This window comes from Candidatus Chlorohelix allophototropha, from assembly GCF_030389965.1.
Classification (GTDB): Bacteria; Chloroflexota; Chloroflexia; order Chloroheliales; family Chloroheliaceae; genus Chlorohelix; species Chlorohelix allophototropha.
On sequence record NZ_CP128399.1, the window covers coordinates 2,769,866 to 2,790,212 of the forward strand.

14 protein-coding genes and 2 tRNA genes are annotated in these 20,347 nt (G+C 48.3%); 11 read left to right on the forward strand and 5 right to left on the reverse strand.

Annotated features, from left to right (window positions below):
• Nucleotides 1-23: 23 nt before the first annotated feature.
• Nucleotides 24-96: transfer RNA gene (locus OZ401_RS12130), tRNA-Glu, on the reverse strand.
• A 129-nt stretch (nt 97-225) separates the two neighbouring features.
• On the opposite strand from OZ401_RS12130, the gene OZ401_RS12135 reads away from it, so the two are divergent.
• Both OZ401_RS12135 and OZ401_RS12140 read left to right on the forward strand, forming a co-directional pair.
• Nucleotides 226-2,580 carry a glycoside hydrolase family 31 protein gene (locus OZ401_RS12135; protein WP_341468507.1) on the forward strand — a complete coding sequence of 785 codons (2,355 nt, stop codon included), beginning with the start codon at nt 226-228 and terminating at the stop codon, nt 2,578-2,580.
• A 2-nt stretch (nt 2,581-2,582) separates the two neighbouring features.
• Nucleotides 2,583-3,359, forward strand: coding sequence for a nucleoside phosphorylase (locus OZ401_RS12140; protein ID WP_341468508.1), 777 nt, complete (start codon nt 2,583-2,585; stop codon nt 3,357-3,359).
• 2 nt (nt 3,360-3,361) lie between these two features.
• Here the strand turns inward: OZ401_RS12140 and OZ401_RS12145 are convergent, their stop codons facing one another.
• Nucleotides 3,362-4,039 carry a thiamine diphosphokinase gene (locus OZ401_RS12145; protein ID WP_341468509.1) on the reverse strand — a complete coding sequence of 226 codons (678 nt, stop codon included), beginning with the start codon at nt 4,037-4,039 and terminating at the stop codon, nt 3,362-3,364.
• A gap of 103 nt (nt 4,040-4,142) precedes the next feature.
• Between OZ401_RS12145 and OZ401_RS12150 the strand changes: the two genes are divergently transcribed.
• Both OZ401_RS12150 and OZ401_RS12155 read left to right on the forward strand, forming a co-directional pair.
• Nucleotides 4,143-4,550 carry a hypothetical protein gene (locus OZ401_RS12150; protein ID WP_341468510.1) on the forward strand — a complete coding sequence of 136 codons (408 nt, stop codon included), beginning with the start codon at nt 4,143-4,145 and terminating at the stop codon, nt 4,548-4,550.
• A 3-nt stretch (nt 4,551-4,553) separates the two neighbouring features.
• Complete coding sequence (locus tag OZ401_RS12155) at nt 4,554-6,455, forward strand: ArnT family glycosyltransferase (protein WP_341468511.1); 1,902 nt, start codon at nt 4,554-4,556, stop codon at nt 6,453-6,455.
• Nucleotides 6,456-6,495: 40 nt separating this feature from the next.
• Here OZ401_RS12155 and panB read toward each other — a convergent pair whose 3' ends face one another.
• The 3 genes from panB to OZ401_RS12170 form a co-directional block, all read right to left on the reverse strand.
• Complete coding sequence (gene panB / locus OZ401_RS12160) at nt 6,496-7,356, reverse strand: 3-methyl-2-oxobutanoate hydroxymethyltransferase (RefSeq protein WP_341468512.1); 861 nt, start codon at nt 7,354-7,356, stop codon at nt 6,496-6,498.
• Nucleotides 7,357-7,414: 58 nt separating this feature from the next.
• Nucleotides 7,415-9,646, reverse strand: coding sequence for an amylo-alpha-1,6-glucosidase (locus OZ401_RS12165; RefSeq protein WP_341468513.1), 2,232 nt, complete (start codon nt 9,644-9,646; stop codon nt 7,415-7,417).
• Nucleotides 9,647-9,791: 145 nt separating this feature from the next.
• Nucleotides 9,792-9,864 (reverse strand) — tRNA-Arg (locus tag OZ401_RS12170).
• Between the two features lie 480 nt (nt 9,865-10,344).
• On the opposite strand from OZ401_RS12170, the gene OZ401_RS12175 reads away from it, so the two are divergent.
• The 7 genes from OZ401_RS12175 (at nt 10,345) to OZ401_RS12205 (ending at nt 20,347) form a co-directional block, all read left to right on the forward strand.
• A complete protein-coding gene (locus OZ401_RS12175; RefSeq protein WP_341468514.1) occupies nt 10,345-12,909 on the forward strand; it encodes an McrB family protein in 2,565 nt (854 codons plus the stop codon).
• Nucleotides 12,910-13,015: 106 nt separating this feature from the next.
• Nucleotides 13,016-13,933 carry an SH3 domain-containing protein gene (locus OZ401_RS12180; RefSeq protein ID WP_341468515.1) on the forward strand — a complete coding sequence of 306 codons (918 nt, stop codon included), beginning with the start codon at nt 13,016-13,018 and terminating at the stop codon, nt 13,931-13,933.
• Nucleotides 13,926-15,614: an RluA/RlmK domain-containing protein gene (locus OZ401_RS12185; RefSeq protein ID WP_341468516.1), complete on the forward strand. Its 1,689-nt coding sequence runs from the start codon at nt 13,926-13,928 to the stop codon at nt 15,612-15,614. Before OZ401_RS12180 ends, OZ401_RS12185 begins: the two co-directional genes overlap by 8 nt.
• Before the next feature lie 45 nt (nt 15,615-15,659).
• Nucleotides 15,660-16,475 (forward strand): alpha/beta fold hydrolase, encoded by an 816-nt coding sequence (locus OZ401_RS12190; protein WP_341468517.1) that lies wholly within the window; start codon nt 15,660-15,662, stop codon nt 16,473-16,475.
• 101 nt (nt 16,476-16,576) lie between these two features.
• Nucleotides 16,577-17,299: a 16S rRNA (uracil(1498)-N(3))-methyltransferase gene (locus OZ401_RS12195; RefSeq protein ID WP_341468518.1), complete on the forward strand. Its 723-nt coding sequence runs from the start codon at nt 16,577-16,579 to the stop codon at nt 17,297-17,299.
• A gap of 156 nt (nt 17,300-17,455) precedes the next feature.
• Complete coding sequence (locus OZ401_RS12200; RefSeq protein ID WP_341468519.1) at nt 17,456-19,096, forward strand: LCP family protein; 1,641 nt, start codon at nt 17,456-17,458, stop codon at nt 19,094-19,096.
• Nucleotides 19,097-20,347 (forward strand): mannosyltransferase family protein, encoded by a 1,251-nt coding sequence (locus tag OZ401_RS12205; protein WP_341468520.1) that lies wholly within the window; start codon nt 19,097-19,099, stop codon nt 20,345-20,347. It abuts the gene before it with no gap.

The following is a 20,347-nucleotide window of genomic DNA, read 5'->3' on the forward strand; positions in this document are numbered from 1 at the left end:
GGATTGGCTGAAAAAAAAGAGGATACGCGTACGGGGATTCGAACCCCGGTTACCGCCGTGAAAGGGCGGTGTCCTAGGCCTCTAGACGATACGCGCACAGTTTGACGTGTCTCGAAAGCCCCTATAATATATCACGGCAACGGAAAACGTGCAAGTTGGTCTTAAAGCGATTATCTTCTCTTCTAATGCCTAAAGTTAAGACTTTGATAGAAAGGATTAGTTGTTATGTCCACACAATCTCTATCAGCCGGGAAACCCGGCAACCTCAAGGGTTTCTGGCAACAAGGTCAGACTTTATTTTTGGATTATGAAGGGGCAGTGCTGTCTATAACAGTGCTCGATAAAAATATGGTGCGTTTCAGGCTTGCTCCGGGAGGCACTTTTGCTAAGCGCCGAAGCTGGTCTGTAACAAGCCCCGATGAAGATTTTCCAGCTTCTCCCTATACTTTTACCCCAACACCCAATGGAATCGAAATAACTACCGAGACGCTATTGCTCAAACTGAGTAATGCAGGTGCAAGGATTTCGATTCTGAACAATCAAGGCTTGCTGATTAATGAAGATAGCAGCGAAGGGGCAGTCTTTTGGGAATCGGAAGGTAAAACCATTTGGCGCAAAACGATGCCGGAAGATGAGCATTATTACGGGTTCGGTGAGCGCAGCGGGTTGCTGGACAAACGCGGCAGGCGCTACACCTGCTGGACTACCGACCCATGGCAATATACTTCCGATCACGGACCGGGCGCGGACTCGCTATATCAGGCGATTCCGTTCTTTATGGCGCTACGCCAAGAAACTGGCTGTTATGGAATTTATCTGAACAATACCCACCGCACCGCTTTCGATATGGGAAACCCGCGCTCGAACCAGTACAGTATCGAAATCGAAGGTGGCGAAATGGACTATTACTTTATATACGGACCTGAACCGGCACAGGTGCTTGAACGCTACACCTTCCTTACAGGTAGGATGCCCATGCCTCCGCGTTGGGCGTTAGGCTATCACCAGAGCCGTTGGAGTTATGATAACGAACAGATTGTGCGGGGGATTGCCAGCCAATTCCGGGAAAGAGGTATCCCCGCTGAAGTAATACATCTAGACATTGACTATATGGATGAGTTCAGGGTGTTCACATGGAACAAAACCAATTTCCCTGACCCGGCAAAACTGATTTCTGATTTGAACGCGCAAGGTTTCAAGGTCGTAACAATAATTGACCCCGGTGTTAAGCATCAGCCTGAAGGCGGTTATCATGTCTATTCGGAAGGTTCAGCCCAAGGTTACTTCATTACCAACCCGGACGGAACTGAATATACCGGATGTGTATGGCCCGGTACGAGCGTTTTCGCCGATTTTACCCGCACCGATGTGCGAAAATGGTGGAACGACCAGCATAATGAGCTATTAGCTGAAGGGGTAAAGGGCATCTGGAACGATATGAATGAACCTGCCATCAGTCAGTACCCTTTTGGCACACCCAATAACCCGGTTGCTAGCCCGTCATTAGATGCGCCTATGGGTGACCCGGAAGAGCGTATAACTTTTGCCGAGGGCAAAAATGTTTACGGTCTCTTGATGGATCGAGCCACGCACGAAGCTATGTTGCGCTTTAACCCGAACGAACGCCCCTTCATGCTAACTCGTTCTGGGGCTGCCGGTATTCAGCGATACAGCACTGTTTGGTCGGGCGATAACCTCACGTTGTGGGAACATTTGGAAATGAGTATCGCGGAAATTTGCAACTGGAGCTTATCGGGAGTTGGTTTTTCGGGCGTGGACATCGGCGGGTTTGGCGGACATGGTACGCCTGAACTATTCGCCCGCTGGATACAATTGGGCGCATTCTATCCTTTCTCGCGCGGTCACAGTATTGAGAAAGTATCCCAGAAAGAGCCGTGGACATGGGGCAGCGAAGTGGAAGAAATTAGCCGCCGCGCTCTAACTCTACGCTACCGCTTGATGCCCTATCTCTACTCGCTGTTTTACACTGCCGCGCAAACGGGCGCACCTATCTGGCAACCACTTCTTTATCAGTTCTCCAAAGATACTACAACTTATCAGATTTCAGATCAGGTAATGGTGGGGCATGCCATTATGCTTGCGCCGATTTGCCGCCCCGGACAAACCACCCGCGCCGTGTATATGCCAGAAGGAGTCTGGTACGATTTCTGGAGTGACGAACGCTTGACCAAACCCGGTTACAGATTGGTGGAAGCCGAGCTTGATACAATCCCTATGTTTATGCGTGGCGGAACCATTGTGCCTTTTGGTACTGAAATGCAATACAGTGACGAGAAACCGCTAGATTTAATAACACTAGAAGTTTACCCAGATGCTAATGGAAGCGCCACCGGAGTGCTATATGAGGATGACGGGCATAGCTTCGGCTACCAGCACGGCGAATTTTGCCTGACTCGCTTCCAATGCGCTGTCGAAAACGGAAAGACAAAGATTTCCGCACAGCGACAGGGACAATATGCCCCTGCGCCACGTGCTATCGAGATATGGGTACATGGTGAGGGTGAAGCACGTAGCTACCAATTGCCACGCGACAGTGGCAACTGGCAAGTAGAGGTTTAGCGATGCCCTACCCCAACTATGACGGCAAGCATGATTTGGAAGCGTTCATCACGCCGCAAGATTTCGTGAAATATGCGCGTAGTCGCAAGTCTATTCCTGAAGAAGACCTAAACGTGGGAGTAATTCTTTGCTACCAGCGAAGCCTGCTAAAACAGGTGCTGGAGAACGAAGAAACTGAACCGCTCAAGGTCACGGGTGCAAGATTCCACCTACTTAAAAGCGCCGAAAATCGAGTGGCTATGTGCGGTGGGTTTGGCATTGGCGCGCCGATAGCCGCTATCATTATGGAAGAGCTTATTGCGCAAGGAGTGAAGAAATTTATCAGCATAGGCACTGCCGGTAGCCTTCGTCAAGAAGCGGAAATCGGCGACATTGTAGTGTGCAATCGCGCTATCCGAGACGAGGGAGTGTCACACCATTATCTCGAATCGGGCAAATATGCGCTGCCCTCTGCCGCTTTAACGCTTGCCTTCAAGCAGAGCCTTGAAAAAGCAAAAGTGCCTTTCAAGGAAGGGGCGACATGGACAATTGACACACCATATCGTGAAACCATAGCCGAAGCGCGTCATTACCAGAGCGAAGGGGTTTATACGGTGGAAATGGAAGCATCTGCCCTTTGTGCAGTGGCGCAATGTCGCGGCGTTGAGTTGGCAACCGCTTTCGCCATCAGCGACTCGCTGGCAGATTTAAAATGGCATCCGCATTTCGACTCGCCGTTGGTAGAAGAAAGCCTATACCGTTTGTTTGAAGCAGCAAAAGCGACATTGCAACAAGTATAAACCTAACTTTGGGCAAAGGTGTGGATTATTAACAAACGTCCTTCTTCAAGGCTGATTTCTGCGCTCTCCGCCAACATCACATTGCTGATTCCGCGCGAAGGTCCAAAATAGAGCGTCTCGTGGCGCAAGGGATAATAAAGATTCTCGGTATAAACGCCGGTGGCATCTCCATTAAAAGGAAAAAGTGAAACCAGTTCACCCTTTTTGCCTTCTAAAAGCAGTGGGGAATCGTCAGGGCTTAAAAGGAATACTTCCTCATTCTCGGATAGGATGCGAACGCGAGCTTTGGAGCGTGCAAGGCTTGGCATTGCCAGCAAATACAAATTGCCTAGCGTATGATCTAGCCGTCCCCCTACGCCACCCACGATAGTTATTTCGGTAGCTCCCTCTGACAAAGCCCGCTCAATTGCCAATTCAAGATCGGTTTCGTCCTTCTCGGCGGGATGGGAATCAACTTTAACAGAAGGACGCGCCGTCAATTCACGCAAAACGGCTGGAGCAATACTATCCATATCACCTACCAACCAGTGAGGCAGCAAATCCCATGCCAAGGCAGCTTCTCCGGCGCTATCGGCGCATATCAACAGTGCGCCTGCGGCTACTGCCTCTTGCGTAAACTTTTTCAGCCGGGAATTATTAAGAGGTTGCGCTATATAAGCTAAAATAATCGCCTTGCGCATAACTTTCCAATCTTCTAGATTTGAGCAGGATTTCATTTTACGTTGCTCAAAAGGGGATTGTATAAAAAGGGGGGCGTATAGTCAATCATGGTAGAATTAGAGCATGGCTAAAAGTGGGCAGTCAGATCAAAAAAAGCAGAAGTTTCCAAACCTGCAAAGTGGAGATACCGATAGCAGGCTTGAACGCGCTTTCCGAACATTGGTGGGTGCGGCACGTCCCCAAGATTTCCGGCGCGCGCAATTTAAAGCTGCGCTTCGAGAACTGGGGTTTGTATGGGTTGAGGGGAAAGCCACCAACCCTGCTACACCGGGCAGGGCAATTCCTCTACCGTCTAGTGTTGAGGGCGACCCGTTGGAAGAAGCTTTTAGTTTTATTAATCAGAATTTCCCCGAAGTCGAATTTTACCTACCTTATATAACTGCCAAAGCCAGATTGCTGAAACACCTGAAAGCGGGTGGCAGCCTAGAACCTGAACCTGAGTACGACGAGGACGGATTCTTAAGCGGTTAAAGCATGCAATTTGTTCCTACCAAAGCAGCAGTAGCTGATTCTGAGCCAGACGCGAAAACGCAAATCTTGAGGTGGTTAGCTATACCGCTTCTCGCCTTGTTGGGCTATGGAGCTTGCCTGAGCTTCAATTTTTCCGGTGAAGATTTTGTATTTATCCACTTCACTGCGGAGGGGCAGCCCTTCTACGAACATACCCAAAACCAATTTTTCCGCCCAATTCCAAACCTAGCATGGTGGCTTGATTATAACCTGTGGGGCTTAAATCCCATGGGCTATCACCTTACCAACCTGTTATTGCATGCAGCCAATAGCTTGCTGGTTAGTTTGCTGGCGCAAGTGCTGGCAAAAAATCGGCGGGTTGCGCTGGCAACAGGCGTACTTTTTGCGCTAAGCCCGATTCATGCCGAAGCGGTTATCTGGATTTCAGGTCGCCCCGATCTTATCGCCGCGTTCTTCAGCTTGCTGGCATTAGTGGCGGGTTTGTATTTTTTTGAGAATCGCAAGTTGTGGTTATATCTCCTGTCGTTGCTGGCGTTTGGCGGCGCGATATTCTCAAAAGAGTCGGCGATAACCTTTCCACTAGTTTTACTCGTAATCGGTTGGCTGGCAAATAAACCGGGAGCACGTTCCAAAACCGTTTTGTTATACCTGCTACCCTACGGATTGGTAATCGGCTTGTATCTGGCATTACGAATCGAGGTATTGGGCAGTGTGGGAGGTTACAACAATAACGGACGCGACTTGTTCTTTATTAGCTGGAATGGAACGCTTGGTTCATGGATTCCACTGCTTTTCCCCCTAAATCTGAAAAGTGTGGGGCTAATTCCCGCGCTGGCAATCGCCGCATTACTAGCTTCTGGATATATAGGCTTGGGGTATTTGTTATGGCGGCAACGCTCGTTGCAAATCAGGCAAATTCTCCCTGCATTGGGCTTGTTTTACTTGAGCTACCTTCCGGCGCTTGACACGTCGCCCGTAACCACTGACTTGCTGCAATCCCGCAATCTATATCTACCTTCTGCCGGGTTCTGCCTAGCGTTAGGCATATGCTTCAACTGGCTTCAAACCAGAAAGGCAACGCTTCCCACTCTAGCAGTTTTAATTTCAACCGTAGCGGGGCTGGCGCTGGCGCTTTTGCCTTGGTGGCAATCCGGTGCAGTGATTAACGACACAATAGAGCAAGTAAAAGAAGCTAATTTGCCGCTTTCTCCCGGCGATACCATCTATTACGAGGGGTTGCCCGACAGTTACAACGGCGCTTATCTATGGCGAAATGGGTTGAACGAAGCCACCCAACTAGTGCTACAGACCGGAGTAAGCGGTTATAACCGCACTGCCAGCTTAAAGATTGATTATCGTCGTGCAGATTCCGGTCATATATGGTTCGTGCGGTACGCGCTGGATAAAAACGTTCCGGCATTGCGACGCACCTTTGTATATGCGGTTTCCCAGCAGGATAGACAATATGCTAGTACAGAAAGCAAAAGTTGGGATTTTTCCGGTTGTGATACGCAGGGTTGGGAATGGGAAGATTCATCGCGTTTGAGTTGCGAGAACAAGCGGGGGTTTTATTACTATCTCTACGGAGCTAAAACCACTTTCAGCTTAGAGAGTCCCGGATTCGAGTCAGAAGCCTCGCCCTTATACCTACAAATGGATGTGCTAACCAACTATGATTTTCAGCAGCCTCAAATATTAAGCGAAATAGGCTTGTCAGAAGGCGATAAAATGCCGGACACATACTTTAACTTTGACCTGAGCGCGGATGGGCGATACCGTCGCTATTTCTTTATCCTGCCTGACATGCCTGACCATAAAAATCCGTTACACCTCAACCTTAGAATTAATAAATGCCGTAACGATATTTTGTGGCAAAATTTCAACTTGGTGAACTTACCGAAATAAAAAAAGGGATACGCGGCGGCGCATCCCTCCAAAGTCTTTATTAGGCGTAGAGCCGCGCAAGCACATCATCTTTGATGGTAAAGGTGTGTTCAGTCGCCGGAAACTGCCCGTTCACCACCTCATCGCGGTATTGCGTCAGCGCATCCTCAATCATGCCGTAAACATTGGCATATTTTTTGACGAAACGCGGCGTGAAGCGGTCAAAAAGCCCAATCAAGTCGTGCATTACCAGCACCTGTCCATCACAACCTGCGCCAGCCCCTATACCGATGGTGGGAATCTTGATTGAATTGGTAATCATAGTAGCGAGCCGATCAGGAATTGCCTCCAGCACGATGGCAAAGCAACCCGCTTCTTCCATCGCCTTGGCATCTTCCAGCAAACGGCGTGCCCCTTCCTCATCCCGCCCCTGCACCTTAAAGCCGCCGGTAGCCGAGACCAATTGCGGCAACAAGCCGATATGCCCCATCACCGGAATACCGCTTCGCACTATTGCCCGCGCAATCTCAGCCTGATATACGCCACCCTCTAGTTTAACCGCATCCATACCCGCCTCTTTGAGAAAGCGAACAGCATTGCGGATAGCCTCTTCCGATCCGGTCTGGTATGAACCAAAAGGCATATCACCCACCAGTATTGAATCTTTTGCACCACGCCTTACCGCTTTACAGTGGTGTAGCATTTCTTCCATAGTGACAGATACGGTGCTATCGTAACCCAACACTACCATTGCCAGTGAATCGCCTACCAATATCATATCCATACCGACTCTATCAGCAATCAGAGCAGAGGGATAATCATAGGCAGTAACCATTGCGATTTTGGGTGCGCCAGCAGTAGCTTTACGCCCCATTATTTCAGGAATGGTTTTTTTCTTCGATTGAGTTAGAGTCTTTGCCATTTTTATTGCCTTTCTATTTGCCTGTCGCCCGTCTTGCGGTGCAACGGCACTATATAATTCAACGACTCATGAGTACAACCTCAATGTCGCGCTCATTATCCAGTATTTCAAGTTGGTAACGATGTTGATCACGCCGACTAACCCGCAAACTCACAGGTTGGTTGCCAATGTTCAAGCCTTTCAACTCCACCCAATCTATATAAGGAGGAAAATAAGGTCGTAAGATTACCCGGCGCAAAGTAGCATTCACTTCAAGACCAAGCATAGTTTGAAGAAAGAGAAGCGCCGCACCAGCAGTCCATGCTTGCGGGCTGCAACTGACCGGATATTCGGCGGGTGCGCTATAGTAACGGGTATCCTGCTGGAAGCCGCAATATAGCTCAGGCAACCGAAAATAAGTGAAACGTTGCGCCGCATTGAAAATCTGCGAAATTATCGAAATAGCCTCTTCATTATGGCGAACTCGCTTTAAACCCGCCGCTGCCAGCGAATTATCATGAGGCCAAACGCTGCCGTTATGGTAGCTCATAGGGTTAAACGAAGGGGCGTTGGAACTGAGCGTGCGTAAGCCCCACCCACTACTCATATCTTCGGCAGTAAGTTTTTTTACCACTGCTTCCACTTTATCATCCGCCACAAGACCACACCAAAGACAGTGGGCAGGGTTCGACGTAATACTAGAAATTTGCTTTTTATCACGATCTAAAGCCTGTGCAAAAAACTGCGCTTCCGGCATCCAGAAAACCTCGTTAAAACGTTGTTTGAGAGTTTCCGCTTCACGACGCAAACGAGCCGCCCATTCGTGCTCACCTTTGCGTTCAAGTACTTCTGCAACGCCAATTTTCGCAGCGTAAACGTAACCTTGCGCTTCCACCAACGCGATGGGTTGTTTTGGTAATGACCCGTCTGCCATCAATAGCGAAATAGCGCTATCCTTCCACCCCTGATTTTTAACGCCGCGCTCGTTATGGCAATCATATTCAATGAAACCATCACCATCTCGATCACCATAATTATCAATCCAATCAAGCGCGGCTTTGACATTTGGCAGCAACTCACGATATAAGCTGTCACTATCCAACCAGCACATGGTTGCAGCAAAGAGCATCAGGAAAAGAGGGGTGCTATCCACCGCACCGAAATAGGGAATATGCGGCATTTCATGGAGCAAGGTCATTTCGCCCGCCCGCATTTCGTGCAGAATTTTGCCCGGTTCTTCTTCATTCCAATCGTTTACCACCTTACCCTGATGTTGTGCCAAAAATCGCAGAGTCCCAACAGCAATTTGGGGGTCAAAAATCAGAGTTTGAAGCGAGGTAATAATCGAATCGCGTCCAAACGGAACGGCAAACCAAGGTATGCCCGCAACCGGAAATAATCCGGTGGGCAATTCTTCCATCAGAATTCGCAAATCGTAGATGCTGCGCTGCAAAAAGGCGTTAAAGACTTCATTATCGGTAGAAATTACGGTGGCTTCTTCAAACCAGCTTTCGTAAGCCACTTTCATGCGGCGCGCGCCCATATCAAAGCTATGTGCCAGCGCATTCTGACCATTCCCCAAACCCTGCGGTATAACGTGGTAAGTTACCGCCAATGGAGTGAAAGGTTTCAAAGTCAGGACGAAAACAGCATCAGCCGCTGCCGGGTGAACCGTAGGCATCGCCGAAGCAGAAGTAGAATCGGGCAGGCTGGCACGTTGCGCCAACACTTCATGGGTAGAGCTATTCAAACCCGTAACCGGGATAATTTCATCGGGTGTGTGATCGAAAACAATGTAGGTATAGCGCTCCTGACCATCCAATCCGGCATAGCTAAAACGCAAACGCTTGCCGTCCCATAACGGTTCCTGAATTTCTCCCCTTTTGGCACGGTTATAGCCGCGCACATCAAACATATCGCGGAAATCGCTGCCAAAGCGCAAGTTCAAAACCAAGCGGACGGGAAAAGAATTATAGTTGTAAAAACCGACTCTTTCGTGTAGTCCATCTTCTATGAAGCGATTACGGCGAATACTGATAGTACGGGGCAAAAGGGTGATAGTTTCACCGGGTGTTTCTGCTGGAATACGCATCAAAGGATTCGCGCTTTGGATATTGCCCATGAAGTTAAATTCGCAGGAAGAAGTAAGTAAAACGGGCGTTTCACCACTTACCTTCATCTCCAATATACTTAGGTAGCGCGTATCTTTATAATATATACCTAGCCCTTCTTGGTCATGGTATGGCACATCACCATCCGTATGGCTGACCATAAAGACAAGGTTTTCTTTCAAAACTAACTTGGCGGTCACTAAAAATTATTCCTCCTCAGAACCCCCATGGTGTTAGTGGAATCATATCACATCTTGCTAACTATGCTAGCCCAAAAGTAATTATAATCCTAGATAGGAATAGTGAAAATGCCGGGAGTTTACTGAAAAGAAAGAATTGAAGTAGTAGCCCCGAGAGGACTCGAACCTCCGACGCAAGGTTTAGGAAACCTTCGCTCTATCCACTGAGCTACGGGGCCATGCACAAGCCATATTAGCAACAGGAAGCAGGGGAGTCAAGTTTGGAGTAAAGTAGAGAAATTTGTTATAAAAAAGTACAAGACCCGGCACTTAATGAGGGAGCACTCGGGTCCCGCTGCTTGAGGAGGATAGTGGTTGAACCAACAGACCACGCTATAAATATAGCGCGCTTGTTTGTGCAAATCAACGGCAAAGCGCACAAATTTTAACTATTCTAATGTGTGGTTAGTAACAAATTGTGCATAAATCTAATCAAGATTAGCAATCTTGTTAGCCAATTGTGCAATACTCTAATATTAGAAGATGCACTCAGGTTGTAAATAGTGCAATTTTAGAGGTTATCACAAAAATTATAAATTCCTAGCCTGTTTGGGCTTCCTTTTTTACATTTACAGGCATTATTAACCCTACTTGACATATCTGACAGGTCAGTTAATATGTCAGCAGAAGAAACATTTATGCTAAGCCTGACCTAAATTATGAGTGAGAAAGTGGAACGGAAAGAACGGTTAGAATCTGCGCTAAGCGAATACCGCCGAGAGCGCACCGATAATCCCCGCTTTTATTATAACGAACTGGTAGAACGCAGTCGCGCTACTGCCCGGTTTCGCCCTGTAATTGAAAACTTTATAGAGGGCAAGTTGAGCTTGTCTGAATTCAAAACCGCCGCTTCCGGTTTTAGTCGTTCCGAACAAGCATCCGCACGTGGTCGCACTCAGGGTCGTTACTGGCGTTTCAGCGGAGCAGGCAGGCTCTTCCTTGATAGCCTTTTCAAACGTGCCGAAGATTGTGGCAGGTTAAACGCCCTTTCTCTAATTCTCCAGAATATTCTGAAAACACCCGGTTCGCTGGAAGAAGCAGGGCAGAAATTCGATAGGTTGGAAAGTTTCTGGAACGAAATAACCGAGCAAAGCTACGCAAAGGGTACGCCAATTGGATTAATGACCTATACGATTAGCTATTTCTGGGCAGTGCAGGGTGAAGATTTCCCAATATACAGTCGGGAAATTCGGGAAGCGTTGCAACGCTTCGGACATTTGGGGGCAGCAAGCGATAAATCATCGGCGATTGTGTACAATAATTATTTCATGGCTTCTATGCGATTGGCACGCAATTTCAAGCTCAGTTTATGGGAATTGGAAAGCTTTTTGCATTGGGATGCGCAACACGAAGCTTTGGAATTTAAAACAATCCTGAAAAGTGCGGGGCGTAAATCCCCGGCAGGGCGACGCAACCATTTTGCCCGACTTGAAGCACTTAGGGCAGGGCTTGAGGGACTTTTGCGCCGCGAAGTAGCAAGCAATCTGCGAGGAATCAGCGGTACAGGTGGCGATATTGAAATCCTCCAATTTCAGGAATTGGAACTGCCCTTGCGACTCGAATTAAGGTTGGAAAAATTGGTGCGAGCGGGAGCAGTGTTCGATGGCTTCAACCCTGCCGCGCTGGTTAGTAACGCTGGAGAAGCAGTAGTAGAGCAGCTTAACGGTTTTTTGAGCGAGCGCCGCGAATACGCCTTCTTTCATGACCCGGAACAACCATCGCTACAGCCCAATCTGGCAGCCTTAAGCCGGGAATTTCATCTATTGCAGGTTTTTCCCTCGCTAACCGAACCGGAAGTAACACCGATTGAAACTTTGGTAGCCGAATGGCGGGTATTATACCCCTTCGCACGCAGCCTAGCACAAGCGCTGGAGGAAGAAAAGCCGAGTTATTCTGAAGATCAAATGTCAGTCGATGAAGGATTCGCTTACCCGGTCGAGCGAGAGAGCCTAGAATGGTTAGTTGCTGAGGATACAGGTTCGTACTCCGCCGAACCTCGCGATGACTTTTCTGCACAGCAAGCAACTGAAGACTTTTATATCAATTTTTTACAAGACGAAGAAAATATCAGACGCACCACTGAGTTGCAAATTTTGATGCGTACCGCTATACCACCACTCACTCCAAAGCAGATGGAAGGGTTAACAGCATATGTGGAATCGCGCCTTGTGGTGGATTCAGGCACAATTCGCGAGATTATCACCCATCTCCAAGCAGGCAGGAATGTTCTTTTGTACGGACCGCCCGGCTGTGGGAAAACTCGTCTGGCGCGCCTTATTGCTGGTCAAATGGGCGGACGTGACCCCGGCTGGACTCCCGAAGAAGAAGCCGTTAACTATACACTGGCAACCGCTACCGCCGAATGGAGCATTTACGAGGTCATCGGCGGAATACGTCCGGGTCTTTCCGCCGAGTTAGAGCATATCGCGGCGCAACCGCCTGAATTGGTGGGAATGCCTTCCGAACGCATTCAGTATTTTTTTGAACCGGGAGTGGTATCTCGCGCTGTACTCGAATGTGAAACAAGCTTGCGCACTAACCTGAGACCACATTATCTAATAATTGATGAATTTAATCGCGCCAATCAAGAGCGCGCATTTGGCGAGCTATTTACCTTGCTGGAATATCGAGATCGCCCGCTATTGCCAGCACGCCGAATAGGTAGACGCTTGCCGCTTTATATTCCTGATTCGTTCCGTATCATCGGCACAATGAACTCAGACGATAGAAATACCCTTTTCGATTTAGGTATGGCGCTGCGACGACGATTTGCACTGGTGGAAATAGGATTACCAAATCGAAAAGCCGAGCGGGGCTTTCTACCACGTGCAGTAAAAGCCCGTCTGCCTGAAACTGAGCTTGATTCGCAAGGCAATTTCGCTAACCCTGTTATGCAACAAGCGTTGGATACACTTTTGGAACTGGTAGAAGCTATTCGACCTGACCTAACTGACCCACAACAAAATGGGAAGAAAATCGGCACAGCTACGCTCATAGAATGCCTTGTTTTCTGCGTTGTAGCCTCCCGTTACTACCAGAGTTGGCAAGATGCGCTTGAAGATGCGCTACTTGATAATTTGCTACCCCAACTAGATCGTTCTACTTCAGGTGTCGCACGTGCTCTGCAAGCCCTCGCAAGCAACCCGATTCTTAGGGACTTGGGGCGGGTTAGAGCGAGCCTTTTACGTATGTCAAGAAATAATGCCCAATATTTCCAAGCTTAATATTCATTGAAAACGCTCTTACACAATTGAAAATGTATTTGACTTGCTTAAATAAATATTCTAAACTGGTTGAAATTATTAGAAAAGTTGGTAAGCTGCGGAGAAGATGGGAACAGAACCACGCGAGTTTAAAAGCCTGCCGCGTAATCGCAAGTGCGGTAATTGCCGTCATTTTGAGCCAGCGCCCCTTTGGCGTAAAGGCTGGTGCCGCAATTCCTTGTTATATCCTGTTCATGCCAATCACCTAGTCGATAGTAACGAACTTGATTGCGAAAAAGGTTTTCGTTCCCGAATCTACTGGGAACCACTACCATTAGGAGATACACCTACCCCTTCGCGCCCGATGTTAAATTTTCAAGGAAAAATGGCGCGAAATACACCACCACTTCAGCCTTTAGGTGCGAACTTTAAACCGCAAGAACACGGCACAAACCAAAATGAGGAGTCTGAACCACCCGAACCCTATACCCGCTTGCCTGTTTATAGGGATGAAAGCGGTTGGCGCTCAGACCTTAGAAAACGGCTACCCTTTACCGAAAACTGGTCTCTTGAAAAGTTTGAGCTTTCACATCTCGCTTTATGGGGTGCGGCTATTTTTCTGGTACTGGTTGTAATAATAATTTTCCTCGGTAGCCTCTTTAACAAGCCTGCCGAAACAAACCCCAATGCTTCAATAACTTCGGCGGTAGCTACTCAAAATGCCCAGAGCGCGATTCTGGCAGGCGGTAGTAGCTCAGTATCTCAAAATCAAGTTACTGTGACTGCTTCTCAAGTTAAATCGTTAACACCGCAAGCGCCAACACTAGCACCGCGTACCGGCAAAGCAGCAGGGTTGGGCGGGGAAACCTTGAATGTACGCACCGACCCAAACACTACCTCGAAGGTGCTAACTCAATTACGCGAAGGCGACCGGGTTATCATTCTGGAAGGTCCGCTCGATTCAGGCGGGCAGACTTGGCTAAAGGTAAGTGCAAACGGTCAAGTGGGTTGGGTCAGTAAAAAGTATATACTGGCGGATGCCTAAGTTGAACATCCCAATACTTTTCCAAGACGATCACCTTATCGCCATTAATAAGCCTGCCGGATTGCTTACCCACCCGGATGACCCACAAGACGCTTCTTCTACCGATGTGGTTTCGCTACTTAAAGCGCAAAACCAGTTTGATTACCTCGGTATTCACCAACGACTCGATCGGGAAGTATCGGGTGTACTGGTTTTTGCGCGTCGCAAAGAAGCAAATGCCGGTCTAGCACAACTTTTTGAAGGACGTGAAGCTCGCAAAGAATATCTGGCAGTAACCAGAGGTACTTTGCCGAATCATGCAGGTACAATTGACTACCCGCTAAAAGGCGCGAAAGGGCAAGCCATACGTGCTGTCACCCGTTATCGCGTGGAAGCTACTTCCCCTGACAAACGTTTCTCACTGGTGCGGCTTGAATTGGAAACCGGACGCACCCACCAATTGCGGATTCACCTGTCGCAAGCGGGTTGCCCGATTGTGGGAGATTGGCTATATGGGCAAGAAACAGCCGCCGTTTTCCCGCGCCTGTTGTTGCACTCTGTAAAATTAGCTTTTCCCCACCCGCTAACCAAACAAAATCTTATAATCGAAGCCGTACCCCCAATAGTGTTTGAGCAGGTTTTGAGCGGGGAAATTATCACCGTACACGAATTGCTGGCTAAGAAGGGCATAACTGCACTACGCCAAGAACACCTGCCCGGTTTGCGTAATTTGTTGGCACTAGCATTGGAAAGACGCGCTCCTTTCTCTGACGACCCGGAGAATACCGCTTACCGTCTGGTAAATGCGCTAGGTGATGGTTTACCGGGATTCTCGCTCGACCGATTCGGAGAGGTGCTGGTATTGAACCTGTACGAGCCAGAATTGGATGCTTCGCACCCTGCCTTGAAAATATTGAAACAAGCGATAAATTCCATCTTTCCGGGCAAATCGATTTATGCCAAGTTTCGCCCTGTCACTGCCGCGAAATTGGGCGACTCCGCGCCACCGGAGATTGCTGCTCCCTTACCACTGTCAGGAGAAGCTTTTCAGGAAGTGACCGTATGTGAGAACGGCTTAAAATATCTGATTCGTCCGGGCGAAGGCTTAAGCGTAGGTTTGTTTCTGGATATGCGCCAAATGAGAGAGAGAATACGACAAAGCTCCGCTGCAAAAACCGTCCTCAATTGTTTCAGCTATACCTGTGGCTTTGGCGTGGCAGCAACGGCGGGTGGCGCAACCCGTGTGCTTAACCTTGATGCTTCTAGAACCGCGCTGGATTGGGGCAAGCAAAACTATATTGCCAACGGCTTTACGCCTGCCGATTTTGATTTTGTATTCGGCGATGTTTTTGATTGGTTGGAGCGTTTCGCCCGCAAACAGCAAACCTTCGATCTGATAATCCTAGACCCACCCAGTTATAGCTCTACTCGTTCTACCCGCTTCTCTGCCGAACGCGATTATCATAAACTAGTGGAATTAGCCGCCGGAATACTCGCGCCCGGTGGCACGCTGGTAGCCTGTACCAATCATGCCGGACTTGAGCGCAAAACTTTTCGGCAACAGGTCTTGAAAGGGATGGCAGCAGCGCGCCTGCGTTGCCTAGACTCCGCTCTTTCCAGCTTTGAAGAGCCTCAACTGGACTTTCCACATACCCAAGAGGGTTATTTAAAAATCATCATAGCAAGACCGGATAAGGTATAATAGCAGCGTTGCTTTTCGGATAGATTTCTGTAGGCTTAGCACACAATGGCTATTTTACGAGCTGGTGAAGTTAATATTCACTATAAACTCACCGGTCTTGCGTTAGCTGAGCCGGTAGTCTTTATCAGCGGACTTGGCGCAGATTGGACTAACTGGAATAACCAGCTTAATGCTTTTCAGGATAAATACCTGTGCCTCGCATTTGACAACCGTGACGCTGGCTTGAGTGATAACAGCCCTACCCAAGAATATGAAATCAAGAATATGGCACGCGATACCATAGAGCTTACCTACGCGCTTGGGTTGGATTACGCCCATTATGTAGGTCATTCGATGGGTGGCGCAATCGCGCAAGAGATCGCAATTCGTTACCCCGAACGGGTTGCCAGTCTGACTTTGGTTTCTACCTTTGCTCGCCTTGAGCCATTAGGAATTGAGATTCTAAAAGATATTGGACCACTCAACACGCTGGCAGAAAATGGCTTTCTTTCTGAATTGATCGGACCAATCGCTTATAATATGAAATCGCTCAACGATCAATTGTTAATAGGCTTTCTGCGCAATCAGGGAAGACCCCTTAACGCCCCTACCGATGGTTATAAGCGTCAGTTACGTGCCGTTATGCTACAGGACACCAAAACAGAGCGCCTTGCCACAATTAAAGCCGCTACCCTTGCACTCGCCGGAGAAAGCGATTTGGTCACTCCCCTCAGTGGAATGCAAAAAATAGCGCAAGCAATACCTTCCGCGCTATTCTACTCATTCCCTAATACCGGGCATGCGCCACACGTGGAATATACTTACGATTTCAACCGCTTGTTACTAGCACACCTAGAAGCAAATACCTTTAAGCGCGCCTGATTTTTTACCTATTTGAACGATACTGGTAAAATTAGGATGCCCTTTGTGGCGACAAATGCGTACGAACTATTCCTACATGATGAAAGAATAAATAGGTTAAAATGCACCGATTCTTTGTCTCGAAAGATTTACTCGAAGGCGGCGAAATCCGGCTTGAAGGAGAGTTAGCGCACCAACTAAGCCGGGTGTTAAGGCTAGTACCCGGCTCACAAATTCTGCTGCTGGATGGGGAAGGTTACGAAGCCGAAGCCAAATTACTCAACGTACCTAAAAGTGAAGCGGTTACGGCGCAGGTGGGTGAAAAGCGCAAGGCTTCTGGCGAACCGACTCTTAAAATTACGCTGTATCAAGCTTTGCTCAAAGGTGAAAAGTTCGATTGGGTGCTTCAGAAAGGCACTGAAGTGGGGATATGTAGTTTTACTCCGGTGGTAACCGAGCGTTGTATCAGCGAAAGGGAACGCCCCGAAAGATGGCAAAAAATCGTGCGGGAAGCTGCCGAACAGTCGCGACGAGGACGCTTGCCACAGGTACATGAAACTGTCAGCTTACAGAAAGCCTTGAAGGAAATGAAAGAGTCAACACTGGCGTTGGTTGCATGGGAAAATGAGCAACACCAGACGCTTAAGCAAGTCCTTAATAGTGTTGAGAAAAAACCGGAGTCGCTCTCCTTGCTGATAGGACCGGAAGGCGGTTTGAGCGAAACGGAAGTGCAAGCGGCATGCGCTGACGGAATAAGTAGCGTTACGCTTGGGGCACGGATTTTACGGGCAGAAACAGCCGGAGTAATAGCCTCGGCACTGGCATTGTATCATTTTAACGAGTGAGCTAACAAAGTTGTCGGAATTTTGGCGACTGTTTCAAATTATAGTATCCCAATAATTTTATGCTATAATTATCCGCAATCGCCTTGGGTTGGGATTATGAAGCTCTTTTAGCTTACACTCATTTTTAAATATTCAGAGGAGAAACTCCGCTTAGTGATGCCTTTTCTTAAAAAGAACTGGAAGTGGATTGCGGCTGGAACCGTTGTATTGGTCATAGTGCTTATCGCTTTCCTGTCTTTTCGTGTGGTAAGTTTTATCAGTGCTACTACCGGTGGGGGACGAATTGCCAACGAAAATGGCACACCTACACCTGATGCGCCCGCAACTGCTACCGTACAAGCACGTTTTAACGAATTATTTGGAACTCCAACTCCGCTAGCGGGATCAGCTAGTAGCCCAACTGGGCAAACTCCAAGCCCACAGGTAAATTTCAATACTTCTGATGTGGTACAGAAAATTAAAAAAGGCGAACCCATCAGCATTATGGTGCTAGGCTATCCGGGGGTTACCCATGAGGGGCAATGGCTCACCGATACCATACTAGTTATGCGCTACGACCCAAAAACCAAAACTATGCTTCAGTTCAGCATACCCCGCGACCTGTACGTTTACGCGCCGACAGGTGGTGCAAACAACGGCAGATGGATGAAAATTAACGGCATTCTGGGCTATATAATGGATTGGAATAAACCAACTCAGGATTCACTTGCCGCTAAATATCGCTGGACGGACGATACCAAAAAATTCGACAAGGGCGTGAATCTAGTAGCCGACACGGTTCAGGATATTCTGGGCTTCCCCATAGATTACTGGGCAACTATAAGCTTTGAGGGTTTCCGCAAATTCATTGACTCAATGGGTGGCGTAGAAGTAGATGTGGAACGCTACTTTATTGATAAAAAATATCCCAAGAACGACAATGATAAAGTTGACGCAAGCTATATAACGGTCGAATTTCAAGCCGGCAAACAGCTTATGAACGGGGAAACCGCAATTCGTTATTCGCGTAGCCGCAACAGTGATACCCCGCTAGAGGGGGGAGATTTTGCGCGTAGCCGTCGTCAGATGCGCATGATTCAGGCTGTAAAAGACAAGGCGCTGCGTGAAAATCTGATACTTAAATCGCTGGATTACATGAATGCCTTGCAAGGTAATATCCGTTTTAGCCTTGAATTTGGAGAATTGACCGCCCTTGCTAATTACTTCAACAGCCCAGAAGGTAAAGCGTTGGCTACTGACATCAAATTTAGTTCTGAGGTTTTGACCAATACCTATGTGGAAGATACCACCTTCCCGGATTGGGGTTATGCCCTTATTCCCAAGGAAGGGCAAGGTAAATACACCGAGATTCATCGCTGGGTGCAAAGCGTAATTGCTAACGCCGATATACGGCGGGAACAAGTTCGAGTACAGGTGTTGAATGCCAATGGTACATCCGGTTTAGCTTCAAAATTCACCGACTTCCTGATGTCACAGGGTTTCAGAATTGCAGATGCACAGGACGGTGACGCACATGATTTCACCGAGATTGTGGATTACACCATGGGGGCAGCGCCAAATACAATCGCACGCTTGAAATCGTATTTGGGCAACTTGCCAAATCTGAAAATTACGCAGATATCGCCCGATAAAAAACCAAAGAGCGTTTCTACCGATACCAATATTCAGCTTTATCTTGGTAAAGATTTTAAGGGTACAGCCAGCAATGCCAGCGGTGGGGTGGTTGTAACACCAAGCGCTGAAACACAAAATACCGTTGCCAATATTAATCGGCGTGAGGGATTTAAGGCTGCTTAGATGGCTAAACGCACGGAAGAAAACCGCCAGAGTGTAGCTTTGTCAAAACGGCTGCACTCTTTTTATTCTGTGTTTTCAAGCTCGAAAGAACCGATTTTCACCTTCATTGGTTTCAGGCTGGCAATCGGAATGTTACCCTTTTTTGCGTGGGTGCTTTTCCCAACTATTGCTCCCCAAAGCCGCTCCGGTTATATTCTTCCTAATCTGAATTTCTGGGGTGAAAGGCTGTTGGGGGTCTGGTCGCACTGGGACGGCGAGTGGTTTCTAAAAATCGCGGAACAGGGCTATCGCGCTGACGATGATACGCTGGCTTTTTTCCCACTCTACCCTATTCTGGTAAAGGTGTTTGGGTTTCTAACCGGTGGCAACTACCTACTGGCAGCTACATTAGTTTCCGGCGGGGCAGCGCTGGCAGTATTTGTTTTAATGTATGAACTGGTGCGGCGCGATTTCGGGACAGAAACCGCGTCACGTGCTCTACTCTACCTAGCAATTTTCCCCACCGCCTTCTATTTGTCAGCCGCTTACAGTGAGGGCTTATTCTTGGCGCTCACGCTTGGGGCTTTCCTCGAAGCACGCCATAATCGTAACTTTTGGAAGGCGGGAATATTGGCAGGGTTGGCAGCATTGACCCGCAATTTGGGGGTAGTGTTGATATTGCCGCTGGCATGGGAATGGTGGCGACAATGGCGCGAGGGTAGGCAGGGCTTCAAAGACCTGTTGCCCTTGGTTTTTCCGCCGCTGGCGTTGGCTAGTTGGCTGGCTTATGTTGGCGCTAATTTTGGCAATCCTTTTCTCATTTTTCAAGTACAGACCAATTGGAATAGGCGCTTCAGTCTCCCTTGGAATACGGTGGTGGATGCCCTCCGTATCTTTTTTACCCAACGCGGTCTTGATGGTTTCGCGCCACCCAACGCCTTCTGGGAAGACCCTACGCTGATTGACCTGCCTTTCTTTGGGTTGGCAACTTTGTTACTCTTATGCGGTTTCTGGCTGACATACAAAAAGCTAATGCCTTTCAGTTATATGATTTTTGCTACAATCGGGCTAGTATTCCCGCTGTTCTCTCCGGCACAGCGTGTCCCCTTGTTGAGCTTCCCACGCTTCGCCTTGATACTCTTTCCACTTTTTATCGTACTGGCGCATCTAAGCGGTCGCTGGCGTTTCCTACACCATACGTATCTTTTCTCTGCCGCAATGTTGCTAGGCGTATTCCTAGCACGCTTTGCCAACTGGTACTGGATTTCCTAA